Annotated in this window: 16 protein-coding genes; 10 read left to right on the top strand and 6 right to left on the bottom strand. The window is 52.7% G+C overall.

Annotated features, from left to right (window positions below; translation table 11 throughout):
* Positions 1-55: 55 nt before the first annotated feature.
* The 5 genes from NSU14_RS28375 (at position 56) to NSU14_RS28355 (ending at position 7,568) form a co-directional block, all read left to right on the top strand.
* Positions 56-346 (top strand): YerC/YecD family TrpR-related protein, encoded by a 291-nt coding sequence (locus tag NSU14_RS28375; protein ID WP_019913624.1) that lies wholly within the window; start codon positions 56-58, stop codon positions 344-346.
* Between the two features lie 21 nt (positions 347-367).
* Entirely contained in the window at positions 368-1,120 is a 753-nt protein-coding gene (locus NSU14_RS28370) for a sirohydrochlorin chelatase (protein ID WP_340948045.1), read from the top strand.
* 372 nt (positions 1,121-1,492) lie between these two features.
* Complete coding sequence (locus NSU14_RS28365; protein ID WP_042133438.1) at positions 1,493-2,386, top strand: diacylglycerol kinase; 894 nt, start codon at positions 1,493-1,495, stop codon at positions 2,384-2,386.
* Between the two features lie 43 nt (positions 2,387-2,429).
* Positions 2,430-3,905: a 23S rRNA (uracil(1939)-C(5))-methyltransferase RlmD gene (rlmD, locus tag NSU14_RS28360; protein WP_340948044.1), complete on the top strand. Its 1,476-nt coding sequence runs from the start codon at positions 2,430-2,432 to the stop codon at positions 3,903-3,905.
* Between the two features lie 1,020 nt (positions 3,906-4,925).
* Positions 4,926-7,568, top strand: coding sequence for a GH32 C-terminal domain-containing protein (locus tag NSU14_RS28355; protein ID WP_340948043.1), 2,643 nt, complete (start codon positions 4,926-4,928; stop codon positions 7,566-7,568).
* A 143-nt stretch (positions 7,569-7,711) separates the two neighbouring features.
* On the opposite strand, the gene NSU14_RS28350 is transcribed toward NSU14_RS28355, so the two are convergent.
* The 4 genes from NSU14_RS28350 to NSU14_RS28335 all read right to left on the bottom strand — a co-directional run bounded on the left by NSU14_RS28350 (position 7,712) and on the right by NSU14_RS28335 (position 12,768).
* On the bottom strand, positions 7,712-8,488 hold the full coding sequence (locus tag NSU14_RS28350) for a class I SAM-dependent methyltransferase (protein ID WP_076248074.1): 777 nt from the start codon (positions 8,486-8,488) through the stop codon (positions 7,712-7,714).
* A 174-nt stretch (positions 8,489-8,662) separates the two neighbouring features.
* Positions 8,663-10,546 (bottom strand): leucine-rich repeat domain-containing protein, encoded by a 1,884-nt coding sequence (locus tag NSU14_RS28345; RefSeq protein ID WP_336103313.1) that lies wholly within the window; start codon positions 10,544-10,546, stop codon positions 8,663-8,665.
* Between the two features lie 337 nt (positions 10,547-10,883).
* Positions 10,884-11,870, bottom strand: coding sequence for a hypothetical protein (locus NSU14_RS28340; protein ID WP_340948040.1), 987 nt, complete (start codon positions 11,868-11,870; stop codon positions 10,884-10,886).
* A complete protein-coding gene (locus NSU14_RS28335; RefSeq protein WP_340948039.1) occupies positions 11,848-12,768 on the bottom strand; it encodes an AraC family transcriptional regulator in 921 nt (306 codons plus the stop codon). Before NSU14_RS28335 ends, NSU14_RS28340 begins: the two co-directional genes overlap by 23 nt.
* Before the next feature lie 157 nt (positions 12,769-12,925).
* Here NSU14_RS28335 and NSU14_RS28330 point away from each other — a divergent pair, with 157 nt between their 5' ends.
* The 5 genes from NSU14_RS28330 to NSU14_RS28310 are packed head-to-tail and all read left to right on the top strand — an operon-like array spanning position 12,926 to position 17,855.
* Positions 12,926-13,168 (top strand): acyl carrier protein, encoded by a 243-nt coding sequence (locus NSU14_RS28330; RefSeq protein ID WP_042133457.1) that lies wholly within the window; start codon positions 12,926-12,928, stop codon positions 13,166-13,168.
* A complete protein-coding gene (locus tag NSU14_RS28325; protein WP_340948037.1) occupies positions 13,165-14,514 on the top strand; it encodes a hypothetical protein in 1,350 nt (449 codons plus the stop codon). The genes NSU14_RS28330 and NSU14_RS28325 overlap by 4 nt, the downstream gene beginning before the upstream one ends.
* A gap of 16 nt (positions 14,515-14,530) precedes the next feature.
* Positions 14,531-15,652 (top strand): UDP-glucuronosyltransferase, encoded by a 1,122-nt coding sequence (locus tag NSU14_RS28320; protein ID WP_340948036.1) that lies wholly within the window; start codon positions 14,531-14,533, stop codon positions 15,650-15,652.
* Positions 15,652-16,845 carry a radical SAM/SPASM domain-containing protein gene (locus NSU14_RS28315; protein WP_042133462.1) on the top strand — a complete coding sequence of 398 codons (1,194 nt, stop codon included), beginning with the start codon at positions 15,652-15,654 and terminating at the stop codon, positions 16,843-16,845. Before NSU14_RS28320 ends, NSU14_RS28315 begins: the two co-directional genes overlap by 1 nt.
* Entirely contained in the window at positions 16,842-17,855 is a 1,014-nt protein-coding gene (locus NSU14_RS28310; protein WP_340948035.1) for a Gfo/Idh/MocA family protein, read from the top strand. The genes NSU14_RS28315 and NSU14_RS28310 overlap by 4 nt, the downstream gene beginning before the upstream one ends.
* Before the next feature lie 70 nt (positions 17,856-17,925).
* On the opposite strand, the gene NSU14_RS28305 is transcribed toward NSU14_RS28310, so the two are convergent.
* Together NSU14_RS28305 and NSU14_RS28300 are read right to left on the bottom strand one after the other, a co-directional pair.
* The gene (locus NSU14_RS28305) at positions 17,926-18,714 is read right to left on the bottom strand and encodes a nucleotidyltransferase domain-containing protein (protein ID WP_340948034.1); all 789 of its coding nucleotides are present in this window, start codon (positions 18,712-18,714) and stop codon (positions 17,926-17,928) included.
* Between the two features lie 81 nt (positions 18,715-18,795).
* Positions 18,796-20,460, bottom strand: coding sequence for a cellulase family glycosylhydrolase (locus tag NSU14_RS28300; RefSeq protein WP_340948033.1), 1,665 nt, complete (start codon positions 20,458-20,460; stop codon positions 18,796-18,798).
* Positions 20,461-20,527: the final 67 nt, after the last annotated feature.

Genomic DNA, 20,527 nt, shown 5'->3' with positions numbered 1-20,527 from the left:
ACGAAGCTTAATCAGTGATGCTAATGCTGACCAAACTTTTAGGGGATGATTAACGATGCAGCTTAAGAAGCTAAACGATAAAAGTATCGATCAATTATTTGAGGCTATTTTAACATTGAAAAATATGGAAGAATGCTATGTGTTCTTTGATGATTTGTGCACGGTGAACGAAATTCAATCGCTCTCGCAGCGCCTTGAAGTCGCGCGGATGCTGGGCAAAGGGTCTACATACAATCAAATTGAAGCGGAAACAGGTGCCAGCACAGCAACAATCTCCCGTGTGAAGCGCTGCCTGAACTACGGCAATGACGGCTACAAGCTCACGCTGGAACGTCTGGGACGTTAATTGATGCAGCCGGGTGTGTTGATGATCAGTCACGGCTCCCGCGATAAGACCTGGGTGTCGATCGTAGAGGAAGCCGTGAGTCATTTATCGCTGGGGGAAGAGATTCCCGTGGCGGTATCTTTCCTGGAGCTGGTAGAAGGACGATTGATTCAGGACGGTATAGACGAGCTGGAACATGCAGGGGTCACAGATATTATTGTGATCCCCTTGTTTGTGTCCTCCGGCAGTACGCATATCGATGAGATAGAGTATGCACTGGGCGCTAAGCCGGTTCCAGAACGGGAGACGGATCTGGAACGGTTCCGGGTTACAGCGCAGATTCACTTCGGCTATCCCGTTGACGACGATCCGGACATTGCGCTGATGATCTGGGATAAGCTCCGGGAACTCTCGAAGAATCCGGAGCGGGAGACCCTGCTGCTTGTCGGACACGGCAGCAGGCATGAGGGCTTCCGGCAGCGCTGGGAGCAGGGGATCTCCTCACTCGCGGCGCGGGTACGGGACATAAGCGGGCTGGCTGCGGCCGATTACGGGCTGCTGAACCCGGACAGCGTAAGAAGCAGAGTGGAGTATTGGCAGGAGCAGGGCCATGATGTACTGGTGGCTCCGCTCTTTTTAAGTGAGGGGTATTTCACCAAGGTTGTTATTCCGCAGCGGCTGGAAGGGCTCGAATATGCCTACTCCGGCCAGACCCTGCTGCCGCATCCGCTGCTGCCGCGCTGGATTGAACGGCAGGTGGAGGCGGCGCTGCTGCGTCTGCGGGGCCGGGGTTAGAAAATAACATATGCGAGAAGGATCGAAGGGGATTTTGGAACTGTAGGAGCGTTAGCGATCGCCTGAAAGCTTTCCGCAGGAAAGCTCGCTACGGAAGCAGCGTGCCCAGTCACAGGATATTCACCGTAGTGACGATTGAGCTTTAGTTAGCATCTTAAGTTCAGCTTATATAGAAAAAATAGAATGCGTCCAGTATTTATTTTGGCAGCCGCCGCATACATATATCTATACTTTCTGACGGGCTAAGGAGTCTTCAGCGCTGCGCGGGAGTATAAATATAATCCTCTAAAGCTCCCTGACATTGCTTGTGGGGTCCTGAATTGGGTATAATCAGTAAGGTTATCCATTATATAAACAGGTGGCGTTCCGGTAATGAAAACTGCGAGATTGATTTATAATCCCACTTCTGGTCGGGAAGAAATGAAAAGAAGACTCGCCGATATTTTAGACCGGCTGGATGTTGGCGGCATTGAAGCCTCCTGTCATGCAACAACCGGAGAGGGCGATGCCACAGCAGCCGCAGCTGAGGCTGTAGAGCGCGGTACGTATGATCTGATCATAGCTGCCGGAGGCGACGGTACGCTCAATGAAGTAATCAACGGGATGGCTGAGAAGCCTAACCTTCCCCCGCTCGGCTTATTACCGCTCGGGACTACCAACGATTTTGCCAGGGCCATGGGCATTCCGAAGAATTGGGAGGATTCCTGCGACCTGATTCTGCGCCAGGAGTCGCGCCTGATTGACCTCGGCAAAGCCAATGACCGTTATTTCATTAATATAGCCGGCGGCGGCCAGCTGACGGAGCTTACCTATGAGGTTCCCAGTAAGCTGAAGACCATGATGGGCCAGCTTGCCTATTACCTGAAGGGTATTGAGAAGATGGCCAGTCTTGCTCCGCAGGAGCTGTACATCCGCGCGAACGGCCAAGAGATGATCCATGACGAGTTCATGCTCTTCCTGATCGCCAATACGAACTCCGTCGGCGGCTTCGAGAAGCTGGCTCCGGGTGCCAGAATCGATGACGGTCTGCTCGACGTAATTGCCGTCAAGAAATGCAACCTGGCCGAATTCATCCGGCTGGTCCGGCTTACGATCCGCGGCGATCATCTGAATGACAAGAAGGTTATCCATTTCCGCACGGATGCGATGGAGGTTACCTCCCCAGGCTACGTCCAGCTTAATCTGGACGGCGAACTCGGCGGCACGCTGCCGGGCAATTTCAGTATTCTGCCGCATCATCTGCGGATCTTCGCGCAGAATAATTAACAAGATTAATAGTGAAGATAATGAAAGAAGTGAACCTATACACATGAGTAAACACCGCAGCGGGCGCAGCGCAAGCCGCCGGGAACAAGGGCCGGCTTCTGTCGCCGGACTGCCAGTGAATAAGAATGATGAGGTCCTGCTCGATATTATCGGCATGACCCATGAAGGTGAAGGGGTAGGCCGTGTAGAGGGCTTTACCCTTTTTGTGCAGGGTGCTCTTCCCGGTGAGAAGGTCCGCGCCAGAGTGCTGAAGACCAAGAAGCAGTATGGCTATGCCAAGCTGATGGAGCTGATGCAGGCCAGCCCCGACCGTATAGGGCCGCCTTGCCCGATCTATGATCAATGCGGCGGCTGCCAGCTGCAGCATATGGATTATACCGCCCAGCTGGCGTGGAAACGGCAGCTGGTGGTGGACAACCTGCAGCGGATCGGGAAGCTGCAGGTGGCGGGTGCAGCTGACGGTAATGCCGCAACAGCTGAAGGAATACGCGTCCTGCCTACCCTTGGCATGGACGAGCCTTGGCGTTACCGCAACAAAGCCCAGGTGCCGATCGGTGTAACCGATGGCGGCCTGGTCGGCGGCTTCTACGCACGCGGCAGCCACCGGATCATCGACATGGAGACCTGTCTGATTCAGCATGAAGATAATGACAAGGTCGTGGCCACCGTGAAGAGCCTAGGCCGTGAGCTTGGCATTACCGCCTATGACGAAGAGACCGGCCGCGGGCTGCTGCGCCACGTTGTGGTGAAGAAGGCCTTCCGCACCGGCCAGATGATGCTGGTGCTGGTAACCAATGGCCGGGATATCCCGCATCTGGATGCCTGGCTCGGCAGTATCCGTGAGCAGCTTCCTGAAGTGGCAAGCATCTGCCAGAACATCAACACCCAGAAGACCAATGTAATCTTCGGTAACGATACCCGCGTCTTATGGGGCAGCGATGTGATCTACGATTATATCGGAGATGTGCAATTCGCCATTTCAGCGCGCTCCTTCTATCAGGTGAATCCGGTACAGACCGAGGTACTGTACGGCAGAACCCTGGACTACGCTGCGTTAACCGGCAGCGAGACCGTAATCGACGCCTACTGCGGCATCGGAACCATTTCCCTGTTCCTGGCCCAGCATGCCGACCAGGTCTACGGCGTGGAAATTGTGCCTGAGGCAATCGAGGATGCCCGCGCGAACGCGAAGCTTAACAACATGAACAATGTGAAGTTTGAAGTCGGTGCATCTGAGGATGTTATCCCTGCGTGGAAAGAGCAGGGCATCACCCCGGATGTTATCGTCGTCGATCCGCCGCGCAAGGGCTGCGACCCTAGGTTATTAGAGACAATCCTGCTGATGAAGCCGGAGCGTGTGGTGTATGTATCGTGCAACCCGTCCACCCTGGCCCGCGATTTGCGGGTCCTGGAAGATGGCGGGTACAGAACCGCGGAGGTCACTCCGGTGGATATGTTCCCGCATACGGTGCATGTGGAAAGTGTGGCTTGGTTGGTGAGGGATGTTGTAACCCTCTAATCTAAAAAATGAATAAAGATGTGATAAAGCCGATAAATAGATGCAGGGGAGAGGACGAATCCCTCTGCTGTAACCCCCACATAAACTGACCTCTGATCACTTAATGTTTACCTATAAGCCGGGCAATCTTCAGGCATTCCCCTGATTATCGCCCGGCTTTTCTTTTCCCGGTATCCCTTTCTACGATGCCTCAGATGCACTGGCACTTCAAATCCTTTCCTGGAAATTGATTATCGCACAAGCCATAAAGAACAATTCAAGAATAGGGTTGGTTAGTTCTGAGGTGAGGTAACGTACAAGTGGATTATAAAATTTAAAAGTATAAACAGAGAATATTGAATTTAATCGGCTCTTTCATTTGATAGGATGATATCGTAATGGGCAAAGGAAATCCAGAATGGGGGGTGTTAATCGAGAAAGTCAATTCGTTTACAGCATGCTTGTTGGCGGAAGGGTTTTGATCAATTGCGCACCTAGCCAGGCTAGGCACAACTAGCCGGTGAAAGTCCGGCCGAGGTAGGAGCAAACGCCTCGTAGCTGGCACGCAACTGGTGGAGAGATCCTAAGGTTGAAGCCCTGTGCAAAAGTACCTTCTACAGGAAGGGCGAGCAAACCGGCAGGCCGTAACATGAAGTGAATCCTGTCGCGTCGTCACAAAAGCCTCGAAAGAGTCAAGATGAATATGAAGATACCGTATCCTTACCATGGAAGGACTCACGTTTGCTGCTCTCCAACAATCGGAACCAGGTCTTCTGGTTAAACAACAGGGTAAAGACAATGCGAAATAAAAAGGTATAAGTGAACCTGGATTTTTTATTGAAAGCGTTACCATCTTAGTGATTGAGGACATGGAGTTCCATAAATACCGGTTTGATTTCTTTTGGTAGTTAAATGAATGACTGCTTTTGTTCTATCGTAGAGAAAACACCTCTTCGATATGGTTATGCTGATTTTCTAGGTGTGAAAGTTGAGTTTATTTATTATCATTTTCACAATCCGATGAATGGGAGTGGATGACTGTTGTTGAAGAATCGAATGTTTTATGGGGTAAAGCTCATACTCGCGATGATGCTTGCCATACCGATTTTATGGACAGGTAACGCTACAAGAGCAACAGCCGATGGTACTGGGGTGAACACGAACTTAAGCGGCTGGGCGACTTCGGGGGATGCGGGGACATTAACGAACAGTGCAGACGGGAAGCTGCTCACGTCTGGCGGTAATTTCTTTGCGCTATCGACAACGACTGCCAACGATTTTACTTATGAAACGGATGTGACCATTCGCCAATTCCAAGGGAGTGGCGCATTGGTATTCCGCTCCAATAACAGCGGCTGGGGCTCTTATATGCTGCAGATCGATCCGGTAGGCGGCCGGATTCGCTTGAAGGATGCGAACGGAGATCGTGAGCTGGGCGTGTACAGCGTTTCGCTTGCGGCTAACACAACCTATCATCTGAAAGTGAGAGCTGTTGGATCAGCGCTCCAGGTATACTGGGGGAGCAGTGCTACACCTGTGATTAGCATAAATGATAACGCTTACACTGGAGGTTACTTAGGTGTTCAAGTTTGGAACAGCTCGATGTTGTTCCAGAACATCATAATGACACCGGATTCGATAACGCCAACTGCAACGCCAACTGCAACTGCAACACCAACAACTCCACCCGTGTACACGAACCTAAGCGGCTGGGGAACTAGTAATCTGAAAAGTTGTATGTCAAGGGGCGAGTGGACGCTGAATCAGAACATTGTTAAGGGCGTCGGATCTGCGAACGCAGAAGCGACTTGTATCGCCGACAGTGTGACAAGCGATTTCGTGTTTGAGGGTGACGTGACGGTGGATTCCCAAGCGCCGCAAGCGGTCGCAGGGTTGATGTTCCGTTCTGACAGGGATGGTACGAACGGATATATTCTTCGAATACGGCCGAGCGATCATACCGTCACATTACTCAAAAAACACGGGGACACCGAAACGGTAATCCAATCGAAATCCGGCATTCCTTTGAAGACTGGGAACAAACATCATATTGAAATAACGGCGATAGGTTCGAACCTTACGGTTTATGTCGATGGGTATTCTGCGGAGAAGATCGTAGCACAAGATGCCGACTTTTTGAGCGGATACGCCGGAATGACGGTGAAGAATGGGGCCGCATATTTTCAAGATGTGTATCTTACCCCATACAGCAATTATTATACTGAGCTGTACCGACCGCAATACCATTTTACGGACACGCGAGGATGGGCCAGCGATCCGAACGGACTGGTGTATTTTGAAGGTGAATATCATCTGTTCCACCAGGATGGAGGCCAATGGGCTCATGCCATCAGCACCGACCTTTTACATTGGAAGCAGATGCCGCTTGCGTTGAAATGGAACCACTTGGGGCATATTTGGTCGGGGTCCACGGTTGCTGATTTAACCAACGCTTCAGGGTTGTTCGGGGACTCAGGCGGTAAAGGTTTGATTGCCTATTATACTTCATTCAATCCGAATAAGCCGAACGGCAATCAGAAGATCGGGGCTGCGTATAGCAAAGACAAGGGACGCACGTGGGTATATTACGGGGATGACGCCATAGTGCCTAACCCGGGCGGCATTAACGGCAGTTGGGATTTCCGCGATCCGAAAGTCGTGCGTGACGACGTCAATAACCGATGGATTATGGTGGTATCCGGCGGGGATCACATTCGCTTTTTTACATCGACTGATCTGCTTCATTGGACGTGGACCGACAATTTCGGATATAGCCAATATATACGCGGCGGGGTGTGGGAGTGCCCGGATTTGTTCCAACTTGCGGTGGACGGGAATGCAAACAATAAAAAATGGGTGCTGATGATCAGTACCGGCGGCAACCCGAATACGCAAGGTTCGTCGGCGGAATATTTCATTGGTCAGGTAACGGCGGATGGAAAATTCGTAAATGACAACCTTCCGGGCAAAGTGTTGCTTACCGACTTCGGGAAAGAGAATTACGCTGGGATGTCGTTCTACAACACACCAGATAACCGGCGTATTACGATGGGATGGATGTCAAATTGGGATTATCCATTTAGCTTCCCGACCGAAGGTTGGAAAGGGCAATTGACAATTCCCCGCGAGCTGTCGTTAAAGACCGTGAACGGGAACGTCATCCTTGCGCAGAATCCGATAAGCGAACTGAGTTCATTGCGTGGAACCGATTTTTCAGTTAACAATGTTTCGGTAACACCGCAATCCGGCAATATCCTTGGAAAGGTCAATGGAAATGCATACGAAATTGTCGTGGAACTCCAGCTCCCCAATTCTGGAGCGGCTACCGAATTCGGATTCCGATTGCGGGAAGGCGGAGGACAGAAGACGGTCGTCGGCTATCGGAGTACCGATAACAAGATGTTCATCGATCGATCCGCTTCCGGCAGAACGGATTTTGCTTCCAATTTTACGACGTTGCATGAGGCGGTTGTGCAACCCGTCAACGGTGTTGTCCGTATGCATATCCTTGTGGATGAGTCTTCTTTGGAGCTATTTGGCAACGACGGGGCAGTGGTCTTTTCGGACATCATCCTACCGGATTCCACTAGCAGCGGGATGAGCTTTTATGCATCCGGTGGAACGGTTGTCGTGAAATCATTACACGTGTATTCCTTGAAAAATACATGGAGAAGTTCGATGTAGATGGCAATACAGTACAATGAATAGTGCTGGATCGCCGATTGCTGGAACTCGGAGTCGGCGATCTAGTATGGATGAAAGATGCGCGGGGAGCCGCAATCTGAGGGAATTCGCCTAAGTTAAAATTGGGTGGTTTTCGTCTGATTTCAGTTGGCCTGCTTCACCGCGCAGATGCGCAGCCGCCGGTAGTCTGCGATCCACTGGCCCTGCTGGTAATGCTCCGGCCGCAGTTGTTCTTCTACTGCTTGATAGATCGCTACCTTGTGCTCCGCGCTGACATCGTAGAAGAAGTCATCGGCCATCATGTCCAGCCAATCATGGACTCCGCTCTCACCATGCAAGGGTGTAGGCCGTTCAAAATGCTGGGCCAGCGTAACGAGGAAGCCATGCTCCTCCAGTACTGCCGCATATTGGCCGATGGTAGGGAAGTACCACGGATTACGTCCTTGCGGGTCATAGCCATGCGCGGTCAGTGCGCTCTCGGTCGCATTCACGAGAGCGGCGACGTTGCGATAGCCGCCGAACTCGGCGACGAATCGCCCGCCGTCCCTTAGTGCGCTTGCCACAGTCACCGCGACCGCGTGCGCGTCCTTCATCCAGTGCAATGCTGCGTTAGAGAACACCGCATCGAAGGGTTGGGCTGCCCGGTAAGTGTACGCATTCTGGGCGCTCAGACTCAGGTGCGGGTACTTGTCGCGGCCGCGTGCGATCATCTCAGGCGACAGATCGATGCCTACCGTCACCGCTCCGGCTGCCGCGATCTTAGCCGTCAGGTCGGCCGTCCCGCAGCCGATATCCAGCACGCGTTCACCGGGCTGAGGCTGTAGCAGCGAGAGGACGTCACCGCCCATTTTGGAGACAAAGTCCAGTTTGTGATCATACGTGTCCGCCTGCCATTGGTTATTGGAAGTCGAGTGAGTCATGTGCTTCCCCTCCTTTGAAATCCAGTATAGCGATGCACAGCTTATAAATGAAATATATAGTTTCTATTTAGTTTATATCCATTGCCTATAAGTGCTGCTCTTCAATAAATAGAAAATAGACCGCAAACCTCTGGCGGTTAGCGGTCTATTTACGTATATTGGATAGTAATGGAATTAATACACGAGCACGCCCGCACCAAGCACGGATTTGTTCAACACGGAATTGCCGGCCAGAAATACCTTTTGCAGATTAGGCAAGCGGCTTAAGGTTTCTATATTGGAAATGGCATTGTTCTCCAGATGAAGCTCTTCTATGGCCTGCCAGTTGCTCATGAATTCCAGAGAAGCCAAATTGCTGTCTTGCAGGGTGAAGGAACGCAGAGCGGACAGGTTGGCGAAATAAGGAAGCACCTGGTCAACTTCACTGACGGAGTTATTGTTCATGCTAAAAGAGGGCCGGTCCAAGGTCAAATGCTCAAGCACGCTGTTCGCCGCGCCAGCCTTTTGGCCGAAATCCAGACGGCATTCCGAGCACACCAGCGTGTTCACCTGCTTCAAACGAAATAAGGCATCGCTCTCCTTATACAGCGACGAATCGTAGATGCTTAGTGTCTTCAGGCGGGTCAAGTCGTTCAGGGCGTCAAGCTGGGTCATTTCGTCGATGTCCCAGAGAGAAAGCTGCGCAAGCTCCGGGAATTTCCCCAGAGCGGCCATATCGAGCTCCTCACTTCCGCCCCGGATTGTCAGGGCGGTTACGGCAGGCGCTTTCAGTCCGGGGAGAAAGTCGCCGGGTATTTCGACCCGTCTTACGCCCGGCAATGTCAGCGCTTCTGCCTTTTCGTAGTACCCGGACAAGGTGAATTCCCGCAAAGAGGGCAGGCTGTTCACGGCCGCTACCGAGCTAAGCTGGCTTAAGGAAGCCAGGCGGAGTGTGGTAATGGAAGTCTTTCCGGCCAGAGGCTTCAGATTAGAAAAATTCAAATTTTCCGTGTCAAGTGTTTGCAGAGCAGGCATGTTTTGCACAAAGTCGATGGACTTTACATTGGTCAGATAAGAAAGGTGAAGCTCCTGAAGCTGGGTTAAGGCGTACAGCGGCTGCAGGTCTGTGGCTTCACTGTGATGGATGGCCAGGGATGACAGCCCGGACATGGACGATAACCACCCCAGTTCATCGACAAAGGTAAGCGACAAGGACTTCAGCGGCAGCTTATTCAGTAAATGAAAATCCGTCACAGACTCATCCACATAGGTAATGGACAGAGAGCTTAGATTGGGGAATTCCAGCAACATCGCCAATTCCTGATTGCTGCGAAGCTGGGTGGTTAGCTCCGTAATTTTAGACTTATCGCCAAAGTAGCGGGAAAATGTGCTGAAGGATTCATTAAAGGCGCCGCCATAGCTTTTTAATCCGGCCATATGGGCAAGCGTTGTTTGGTCCGCCTGGGAGATTTCGTAGGTATTCGTCAGGTTCAGTGCCGTCAGCCCCTTAAAGGCTTCGAAATCCCGCTGATCGATCTCCTGGGTATTCAGTCTTTTGTCCTGGGTAACATAAGTGATCTTCTCGGCCCGCTCATTGCTGAAGGGATCGGAGAGGCTATAGGTGAAACGCCACTGGTCATTCTCCGAATGATCTACGGTTAAATAGCGCAGACGGGCCAATTCCTCTTCTGTCGGCATCGCAGAGCCTTTATCCAAGATCTCCCGCAAAAAGGAGAGCAGGACCTCGCTTTCGGGCATCTTCCGCACAGACAGATTGGCTTCTGTTGTGTGCTGAGGGGAGTCTAAGCCGTAATAGAAATAAGTACCGATGGCGCCTGATATGACGAGCAACAGGATAAGTACCAGCCTTAGGGGGACGGAGACAGAGACGGACGGCTTTGGCGTGGCCGTGGCCTCAGGAACTGTCCCGTGATAATGGTTAATGGTCTGATCCACATAGTAGACATGATTTTGCTTCAATAGAAGCTCTGTATGGCAATAGGGACACTTGAGGATCGTACCTTCCTTGTAATCAATTCTTCCGCTGCAATTGGGACAGTTTAACGGAATAAATGCCACGAATGCCTCCTCCTTCATGATGTGATGATGATAAGCTCATACTGAGCTGGCATCTGAGTTTATTATACTTCTTCTATTCTATTACACTTTCCAGAGAGGATAGAGCCAGCTGTTGTCAAAAAGCAAGTGATTTGTAGGTGGCTTGGTTGGTGAGGGCAGGTAAAGGTGATACAGATGGCGGGAGACAGATTTGACATAATATTAATGTGGAAATCCACCAATTTCAACCTATTTCCCCAAAAATGAAAAAGAAGCCCCCAGGAAACTGCAAGTCCTGGGGGCTTCTTTTTTGTACTTATGTTTCATCATAGAGAATTAATAATCCTTACTGACGAACTTACCGGGCCCGTCCAGCCTGCATCGTCAATTGTACCAATTCCTCCAGCAGCTGCTCTTCCAGGCTGATGACTTCACACATTCTTCTGTGAATCTTCTCCCGCCCGGCCGGCCTATTGCCGGAGCACATCACCTTGATCATGAATTGATTAATCAGATCCCACTGCTCTCCTGCATGACGGTAGCCCTCGGTGGCCCGGGAGAGTGCAGGTACAGAAGCCTCGCGGTTAAGCAGCTGCAGGAACTGGCTGAACCGGATCCGGCTGATGGGCAGGGCGTTGGCGTACAGCTTGAAGCGGGAACCGGCTTCGGCAGAATGATCGGCGGGAAGCCCTGTATGCAGGTAGGTCCCGGCATAGGATCTGAGGTTAGCAGCAACCTCGCTGGGCTGAACCTGATTGGCTGGATTCGTCAGCATTTCATGAAGTGTTGTCTGCCAATCTGTGTAGGAACGCGAAGTATCACAAAGCTCAAAGATGGCATAGAAATGGCAGGCTTGCTCGAGGATATCGAAATCTATTGCTTCAAGCTCTTTGCCATAGTAGGCATCCGTCAGATAGATGATATTGCCGGGCCGGTCCAGTCCAACAGCGAGACAGGCATGGCTGGTATGCAGCCTGCGGAAGGCCACACACCAGGGGCAGTCATAGGAATCGAAGCCGACCAGCACCGGCATTCCCGAAGACAGCCGGCTCTCCAGGAGGTCCAGTAGAAAGTTCTTATCCATGGCCGGACCCTTTCGTTCTATGTAATTGAACATAAGGCCATGGTATGCAGAGAGAGAGTCTGTACTGATCCGCGGCAGCACTAACCTCTCAATTAACGGCTGATCCGGGGACTGCTGTTCTGCGAAGGACATCTGCCAGGCATTGCCGTACATGCACTTGCTGTCCTTGCCCTGCCACTCTGCAACAGACTGGATACAGTCATCAATACAGCTGCGCAGGGTAGGATAGGGCGTACTCTTAATGGGAGCAATGTTCAGCACTGCTCATCATCTCCTTTGCCGACAAAAAGTGACTCTGCAACCGGTTTCGATAAGAGGCAGGAGTCATACCGCTATATTCACGAAATAGCCGGTAGAAATATTTCATGTCGTAAATTCCGACCTCCAGGGCAATGGACTGTATCCCAAGCTCTGTGAACATCAGCAGGAGGCAGCTATATTTCATGCGGATTTCCTGGAGCATCTGGATATAGGACCTGCCGGTCTTAATTTTGAATAATCTCTGAAACTGGCGGGAGCTCACCGCAATTTGGCGGCTCATCTCCTTCAGTGTGATTTTCTCTCTGAAATGACTGATCATATACAGAATGACGTCATGCAGCGGATCATAGTCTATTTCGGGCTCCTGAGCGAACGGAAGGGCGGCTGCGGGCATTATGAGGTCTGCCAGTTCGAACAGCAACGGGTATAGCTGCTGTTGGTCCCTAAGTGAGCCGCAGCTCTGCATCTCATGCATACGGCGGAGCAATAAGTCCAGCTCCATGCTGCTCTCCCTATACCCGAACCATTGCTTGACCTCCAGAAGCTCCAGGAGCGGGAACATCTCTTCTTCAGAAAAGGGTTCCGGCAGCCTCCTGAGCATCCTGCCCAGCTCAGGCCTGAGCATACAATTGTAGATGAGGAGCGGCTCTGCACCGGTCAGATCCTGCGGCTGGAAGACATGGGAAACCCCGGGCGGTATAACTAACAAATCCCCTTGCATAACCTGCATTTTATCCTCATCCGCTTGGTGGATGCCTTCCCCCTGAACCACATAGGCGAGCTCTACAAAATCGTGCTGATGACGTACGGAAGTGACCGTTTCCTGAGTCAGGAGCATTTGTACCGGCGAACAGGAGTCAAATAGATATTCCCCAGTAAAGACCGGAAAAACTTCCATAACACAAACCTCCGTTTCCTGCTTCCTTAAGATAGACATCTGGAATCCATCCTAGTATATCTGAATATTTTGGCGTATTCAACCATATATTAACAGTACACTATTTGGTATATTCATCCTATTCATTCCTATCATGCCTACTGAAAGGGGTATACACATGCAGCAAAAGGTTATTGAGATTATCGCGGAAATCAAGGAGGAGCCGGGCCTGCTTCAGACGCTGAGCGGAGCTTCCGATCTGACGCTGGATGCCGCACTGGATTCGCTGCAAATCATCAACTTTATTCTGAGAATCGAAGACGAATTCGATGTCGAAGTAGACTTTGATACCTTTGATCTTGAACATTTGAAATCGGTGGACCGCTTCTCCGCGTATGTCGCCGAGCTTGCTGTACGATGAAGCACGCTGTACACTGCGGCAGCCTGGAGTCGGAACGGTACTGGCGGGAGGAAGATCTGGCTGCGCTGCCATCCGTTCCTGATGCGAAGGCTCTGGCTATCGTGCAGGCCATGGATGAACTGCTGTTTGTCTTCTGCGGGAGCGGAGATATTCTATTAACCCGCCATGGGATGGACAAGGCTCAATATGACTATCTGCAATCTCTCAATTATTCATTCAAGACTAATATGAATCCATTAACCCTGGGCGTGGAGGCACCTGGCACAGCACAGAACGCACTGAATGCAATGAATGTATTCGAGCTGCTGGGCAGGCTGAACCCCGGGCAGGAGCCGGACAGGTTAATACCGGAAGGAGCATGGCTTGAGCCCTTTGCCGTGCTTCCCGGAACGCATGAGGCGGTTAAGCGGTATAAGCTTCAGCCCGCTCTCCCGGATGAACAGACTGTGCGCAAAGTGAACACCAAAACCTACTCTGCTGCTATGCGGGACAGGCTGCTGCTGCCGAATATCGCTGTTGTTGTCCATAGCGCGGAAGAGCTGCTGCAATCCGGACAAGCGCTGCTGGAGGAGGGGGCTTTTCTGATCAAGGATGAGTATGGTGTATCCGGCAAAGGCAATCAGCTCGTGGACACTGAGCGGATATTGCGCCGGATTGCCGGGTACCTGGAATCCAGCCGGAACCAGGACAAACGAATAAAGTTTGTGCTCGAGCCGCTGCTGGACCGGGAGACCGACTTCTCCTGCCAATTTCACATTGATCCGGAAGGCCGGATCTCGATATTGTCCGTTCAGCAGCTGGTCAACCATGGTTTTGCCTTCGGAGAGTCCCACTCCCCGGAGCCGGCTCTGCTCGAAAGGCTGGACCGGGAAGACTATTGGGAGATCATGCACAGCATTGGGCGGGAGCTGTATGCAGACGGTTACTTCGGTGATGTATGCGTCGATTCCATGCTGCTGCGTGACGGAAGCCTCGCCCCTCTGGTCGAGATCAATGCCCGGAAGTCGATGAGTCTGATCAAGCATAATGTAGACCGCCAGCTCAAGCAGGAAGGAATGCATACCTGCCTGTTACAGGTGCCGCTGGCAACCATGGGCGAGGTTCATTATGCAGAGCTGCTGGGGCGGCTTGAGCGGGAAGGCATATTATTTTCGCTGGGAGCGGGGGAAGGCGTGATTCCTTTGGCTTCGGGCACACTTCAGCCTCCTGACCCGTCCCGGTCTGCCGGTTCCAGTAAGGGCAAGCTGTATGCAGCACTCGCTTACCGGGATGAAGACAGTAAGCACAGACTCACCCGTAAGCTGGACGAATCGCTTCTGCGCTCGGGCTACACTATACTGCGATAAAGAAAGGGACCCTCCAATGAATAACACCGTGACGATTCTATGCTCTGGTTTTGGTCTGGGCTTCTATGTCCCCGGCCTGCTGATGGAACGGAGATTTACCGCACTTGGCATCCAGGCGGAGATTGAGGTTTTTGAAACACTCATGTCCGACAGCAAAAAACAGCAGACAGACAACAGCCGCAAAGCGTACCAGCAGAGCTTTGCCGTAGCCTTGACCTCGCAGAAAATACCGGGTGATATCCGGGGCAGCCTGGATGCTGCGGCCGTGGAACATTTATTACAGCAATGGAAGCAGGAAGAACGGCAGCGCTTCATTGTATTATCCGGGCATTGGGTGCATGTCATGGACAGGTACCGTGAACTGGCCGGCTTTCCTGTGGAGGCTGACCTGCTCTATATTGATGCCGACCTCTCGCCGTCATGGAAGAATCTCCGCAGGCTGAATCCCGGTTACGCGGAAGGCTACCGCGAAGTACGTATGTATGACCCTGCGGCAAGGGAGATTCTATGCAGCATAGATGCCGGACCCGCGGAGGCATTGCCCGCTGCGGCCAGGAACGGGAGACTGGTTGTTCATGGCGGCGGCTGGGGAATTGGCACCTTCCGCGAGAAGTTTGATAGCCTGGAGTCGGCAGGGTATGAACTGGATATAGCCTCATACAGTCCTCAGGAGATTGGAGAGGCCGTCCATGGAAGACGTTATTATATGAACGATCCGGAGTGGCGGACCTGGAAGCGTGACAGCAGCGGGCAGTATACCTTCCCGCCTTTTGCAGAAGTAACCGTCAGCCAGCCGGACCACTATCCGCCCTGCCGTAACTACCAGGACGGGATGTATGGCGTCATCCGGCAGGCATCCGCAGTTATCAGCAAGCCGGGTGGAGGCGCCCTGATTGATTCCCTGGCCTCGGGCACACCGCTGGTGCTGCTGGACCCCTTCGGCCCGCATGAGAAGATTAACAGCGATCTGTGGGTGGAGCTGGGTTACGGCATCCGTTACGGGGAGTGGGCCGAGATGGGCTTTGACCGTGAGGCACTGCGGAAGCTGGCGGATAACCTCCAGTCAGCCAAGGGCCTTTACCCGGATTATGCGGCAAGCTATGCGGAGCAGCTATCCGCAGCAGAAGGGAGAAGCTAATGCAGCCTACCAGTAGAGTGAGCCTGGATGCCAAGTCCTTTGAGGCCCTGAAACGTACGATTAAGAATGTGGTGGTCCCGCACAGGGAACGCAAGCTAGATCCAGGGTTCAAAACCGTTATGCCGGAGATTATGTCCCTGAAGCTGACTAACCGCTGTAATCTCCGCTGCAAGCATTGCTACCAATGGAATGAATCCGGCTATCATCATGATATGGACACCGCCGAGCAGAACCTCGATATGGATGTGGAGATGATCCGGAGGCTGCTGGAGGAGACGGATGAAGCGCAGTCCCGCCTGTATTTATGGGGCGGCGAGCCGCTGTTTCACCGGAATACCAAGCAGATTCTGGAGCTCCTGCAAGAGCATCCCCGGGACACCACGATCTGTACCAATGCCTATCTGATTCCTAAGTATGAAGAGGAGCTGTGTGCAATCTCTGACAACCTGGAGCTGCTGATTCCGATCGAGGGGTTCGAGGCGGAGCATGATTTGCTGCGCGGCAAAGGCTCCTTTCAGAAGGTGATCGAGAGCGTCGAACGGCTGCTCGAGCTGCGCAGGCAAGGCCGCTTCCGCGGCCGGATCTCTGTGCACAATGTGATTAATGACAATATGATCGGCAGATTGTATGAGCTGGTGGAGTTTTTTGAGCACAAGGGCGTCGATCTGGTACTGCTCTGCTTCCCGTGGTATATCTCTGCGGACACGAGCCTGGAAATGGACCGGTTCTACGATGAACACTTCCAGTGGCTGGCGGAGCTTCCGCCGGATCACCGGAGCAGCTGGCATGCCTTCAAATACCATATCAAACCGGAGAATGTCACAAGGCTGACCGAAGACCTGAAACGGATCAACAGCAACACCTGGCATAATACCCGAATCCGTTACCAGCCGGGACTCGACTTTGATGAAATCGAGGATTTTGTGGCCGGCAAGCCGATGCTCTCCCGCAGTACATCGAAATGTCTGGCGCTCAGTACCCGGGTGGATATTGCTCCGAACGGGATGGTGAGTGCCTGCAAATTTTTTGGCGAGCTGGCCATTGGCAATGTGAAAGAGCAACCGCTGACGGAAATATGGAATTCAGCCCGCTACGACAGGCTGCGGCGGATTCTGGATGAAGGCTTGTCGCCGGCCTGCTCCAAATGCAATGTGCTGTACCTGAATACCTATGCTGCCCTGACGCATGTATGAAGAACGGGTGTGATCAGCCTGCCTATAGGCTCGGTATCCTGGGTGCCTCGAATATTGCTGTACCTGCCATGCTGGAGCCAGCGCAGGTTGTGGAGAAGGTGCGGATAACCGCAATTGCCAACCGGACATTGGAAAAGGCAGTGAAACTGGCAGAGGCTTACCATATTCCTTATGTTGCGGGCAGTCTGGATGAGCTGCTGGAGCTTGGCGATCTGGAGGGGGTATATATTGCACTCAGCAATGACCTTCATGCAGAATGGGCAGTCCGGGCATTGGAGGCGGGGAAGCATGTATTGGTAGAGAAGCCGATGTGCCTGCATCCCGAAGAAGCTGAACGGTTACGGCTGCTAAAAGAAAGCTCCGCTGCTCCGAAGCTCGCCGAAGGTATGATGATTGCCTTCCACCCCTGGCAGCAGGCACTCAAATCCATAGTCGACTCCGGGCAATTCGGCCCGCTCTATAAGATCAGTACAAGAATATCCGTGCCTGCCAAGGACAGATATGCCGGGAATTACCGCAGTGTCAAGGCGAAGGGCGGAGGCGCTTTTGCCGATCTGGGCTGCTATTGGCTGCAGTTCCTGCAGACCTTTGTCGGTCTTCAGCCCAGTGAAATCAGGGCGAAGTCTGCTTTTGACGGGCCGGAGGGCTGTGATTGGACCTTTCAGGCGGCGCTGCAATATGAGAACGGTCTGGAAGCTGAATGTCTGACTTCCTTCGAGCTGCCCTTCCGGGCTTCGCATACCCTGCATTTCGCGCAGACAGTGCTGACGGTCCCGGATTTCTTCCGGCCGGTCAAAGGCTTCTACAAAATCAAAATACGGCATGATCTGCCAGACAACCGCAGCACCCTGTGTGAATTCGCGCCGATGAACTATTATGTCAATCAGCTGGAGGCTTTCGCAGAAATAATGAGCGGGCAAAGGGCGGAGCAGCTGGAAGCTACATGGGAACGGGTACACCTGCAATCCCTGATCATGGCCGAGGCGCAGCAGCACCGGGTTTATCTATGAAGAAGCAATCTGCCCCTGGCCCAAACGTCAAAACAGCGATTCTCCATCATCGGAGAGTCGCTGTTTGTTGTTAACGGTCCTGCAAGGAAGGAGGCTGCTCTATCCAGGAGCGCTCGTTGCTCAGCACATAAATGCCCAGCGCCTGCTCGAAGGTAAGGCCGTGATTATAGAAAGCCAGCATCTTCGCAGCGAAGCGCATACTCTTATCTGCGCCGGGCGACTGCAGCAGCTCTGCAGCGAGCTTACGGAAGTCCTTCGGCTTAGCTTCTGCAGCCTCAACGGCATCCAGCAGCCCCTTGTGGCTTGGAAAGAGCATCCGGTTATAAGCCAGGATCATTCTCCCGCTGAAGAAGACCAGGTTGCTGGCCGTGTGAGCGAGCAGGTAGGCGTCGTTCTTCCGGGCCGCTTCTTTGGCGAAATAAAAAGCATACAGGAAGATCTGGGCGCAAAAGTCCCGCAGATTACGGTCTCGGTGTTCTTCAGGATAGAGCGGAATTCGGGCAACCAGTTCACCCAGCTCCGGGATTCTGGAGAATAGAACGCTTGAACCGATAAAAGCATACCTCGTCGGCTCGTTACCCCGCCCCGCGGCAAGCTCCAGGAACCGGAGGTTGATCACCTTGATATCGGCGTATCCGCCTTCATAGGTACTGACTTCCCGGTCCACGTAGGACAGCTTATTCTTCCGGTCATACTCTTCATAGGCTTCATCGGTGAATACCAGGTGAACATCCACATCCGAGGTCTCCTTGGCGGTTCCCTGGGCTACCGAACCGCTGGTGATTACTGCCAGGCAGGAAGGGTCCTTCGCCTGCTTCTCCACCAGCTTCTCCAGCGTCTGTCTATGGTGCGCATACATCTCTTTCATCCTCCCTTAACGTGCTCCTGCACATTAAGCGTAACCATTAGACAGCTCACCAGCTATGGTCAATTCAGACATTTAAGGTTCAATTCCGTAGATCAGCTGGCCTTGATGATAAATCGTGATACGGTCATTCGCGGCGTAGCTGATGATGGCGGGCTGGAATGAGTAGTCATTAGCCTGGTTGAGATTCGCCCAATTCGTGTTGTGAATGCGGAACTGAATATCTCCGGTTGTGCCGGAAGCTGCGAGTGAGCCAGCACCTGCCGTGAACCCGATCTCCGCATAAGTATCTGCACCTGTTCGCGGTGTAGCCAAGGGGACGATTTGCGTCAGCAATTTTTCTTTGCCGATGACCGCGTAATCAAATTCCAGGGTCTGTGCAGCATTCCCATCTCTGTTGTACCAATAACGTATCGTAAGCTCATTCAGCGGAATAGAGCTACCGGACTCGTTCTTCAGCTGTAGACTCGCCCGGATTGAGCCCACGGCCGTCCCCGTCTCACCGGCACGGTAGAGCAGTGTGGCATGAGGGTCGCCAGATCCGGGGCCTTCACCGGGTCCGCCAGGATCACCAATAGGGGTAAAGGTGACCGGCTTCATAATAAGGTCCAGCATAGCCTGCTTCGGCGCATTCCAGGAGGTCCAGTCATCCAGCAGCAGTCCGCCAGTGTCTCCGCTATTGGGATTCAGACTCCAGTACGTCCAGTAGAGATTGTTCTGGCCGATGTAGCTTACGAGCGCATGCTGCCATTTCCCTTCCGCCGATAAGGTATCTACGCTGCGCCCGCCGAATTCTCCGGCAAGAACCGGGGCAATTTGTTCCTTGCTGATGTATCCCCAGGTATCATCCCACAGCTTCGGCAGATTATTGGGGAAGTCGGCAGCACTGAACCAGGTCTGTGAGGCAACGCCGGGACCATAATCATGCGGGGAATAGACCACCCGGTCCGGCACAGTAAGCGTGACCGGGTAATTACGCACGCCTGTCAGATTACCGCCCCACCAATAGCTGCTGGAGTTGCCCTGAACGTTGGTCTCAATGCCTTCGACAATAATGAGCCAGTTCGGATTCGCGGCGAGAATCGCATTGCCTGCCCGTTGACTGGCCAGCCGCCAGTCTGTGGCAGGATTACCTGTTCCCCAGCTTGCCGTACCATGCGGTTCGTTATGCAGGTCGGCTCCAATGACGGTAGGATTATCTGCATAGCGCTGGGCCAGCATCACCCAGTCACTGATCCAGCGGGTTTCGGGATAGGCCGCAGTATACCACAGTGCCGATTGTCCGCCGGAGTCCGGCCGGTGCCGGTCAAGGAAGATCCGGATGCCGCGGTTCCCGGCTTTCTCAATCAGTTTATCCATAATCTGCACCGGCGTAAGGCCGGCCAGATCAGGATTTTTGGCATAATCGATACTATTGGCTGCAGAGCCTGCATCGAACATCTGGTTGCAGTAGGGCAGCCGGATCAGGTTATAGCCTTCCGTCTTGATCTGGTCGAGCACATCATCCATGGAACGGGACCACAGCCCATGCGGAGAGTAGTTCGCGGTTTCGAAGCCAAACCAGTTCAGTCCGTTGAATACGGCCGTATTCCCGGCGGAATCCACGATTTTGTTACCTGAGGTGTGATAATAGCCTGCTGCACCTTCAGCCTTCACTTCATAACCCGGATACGCATAAGCACCTGCCAGCAATATCAAAGCTGTAAACCATACACCCAACTTCCGGAACCCGAACGACATCCATTTTCCTCCTCTTAGTGATTTCAGTGAGGTCAGACTTTATAGCATACGATCCGAATGTTAACGT

The sequence above is a fragment of the Paenibacillus sp. FSL R10-2771 genome (assembly GCF_038000205.1).
GTDB classification, from domain to species: domain Bacteria; phylum Bacillota; class Bacilli; order Paenibacillales; family Paenibacillaceae; genus Paenibacillus_AQ; species Paenibacillus_AQ phytohabitans.
Note: the sequence above shows the minus strand (reverse complement) of the source record. Positions and strands in the feature narration are given on the sequence as shown.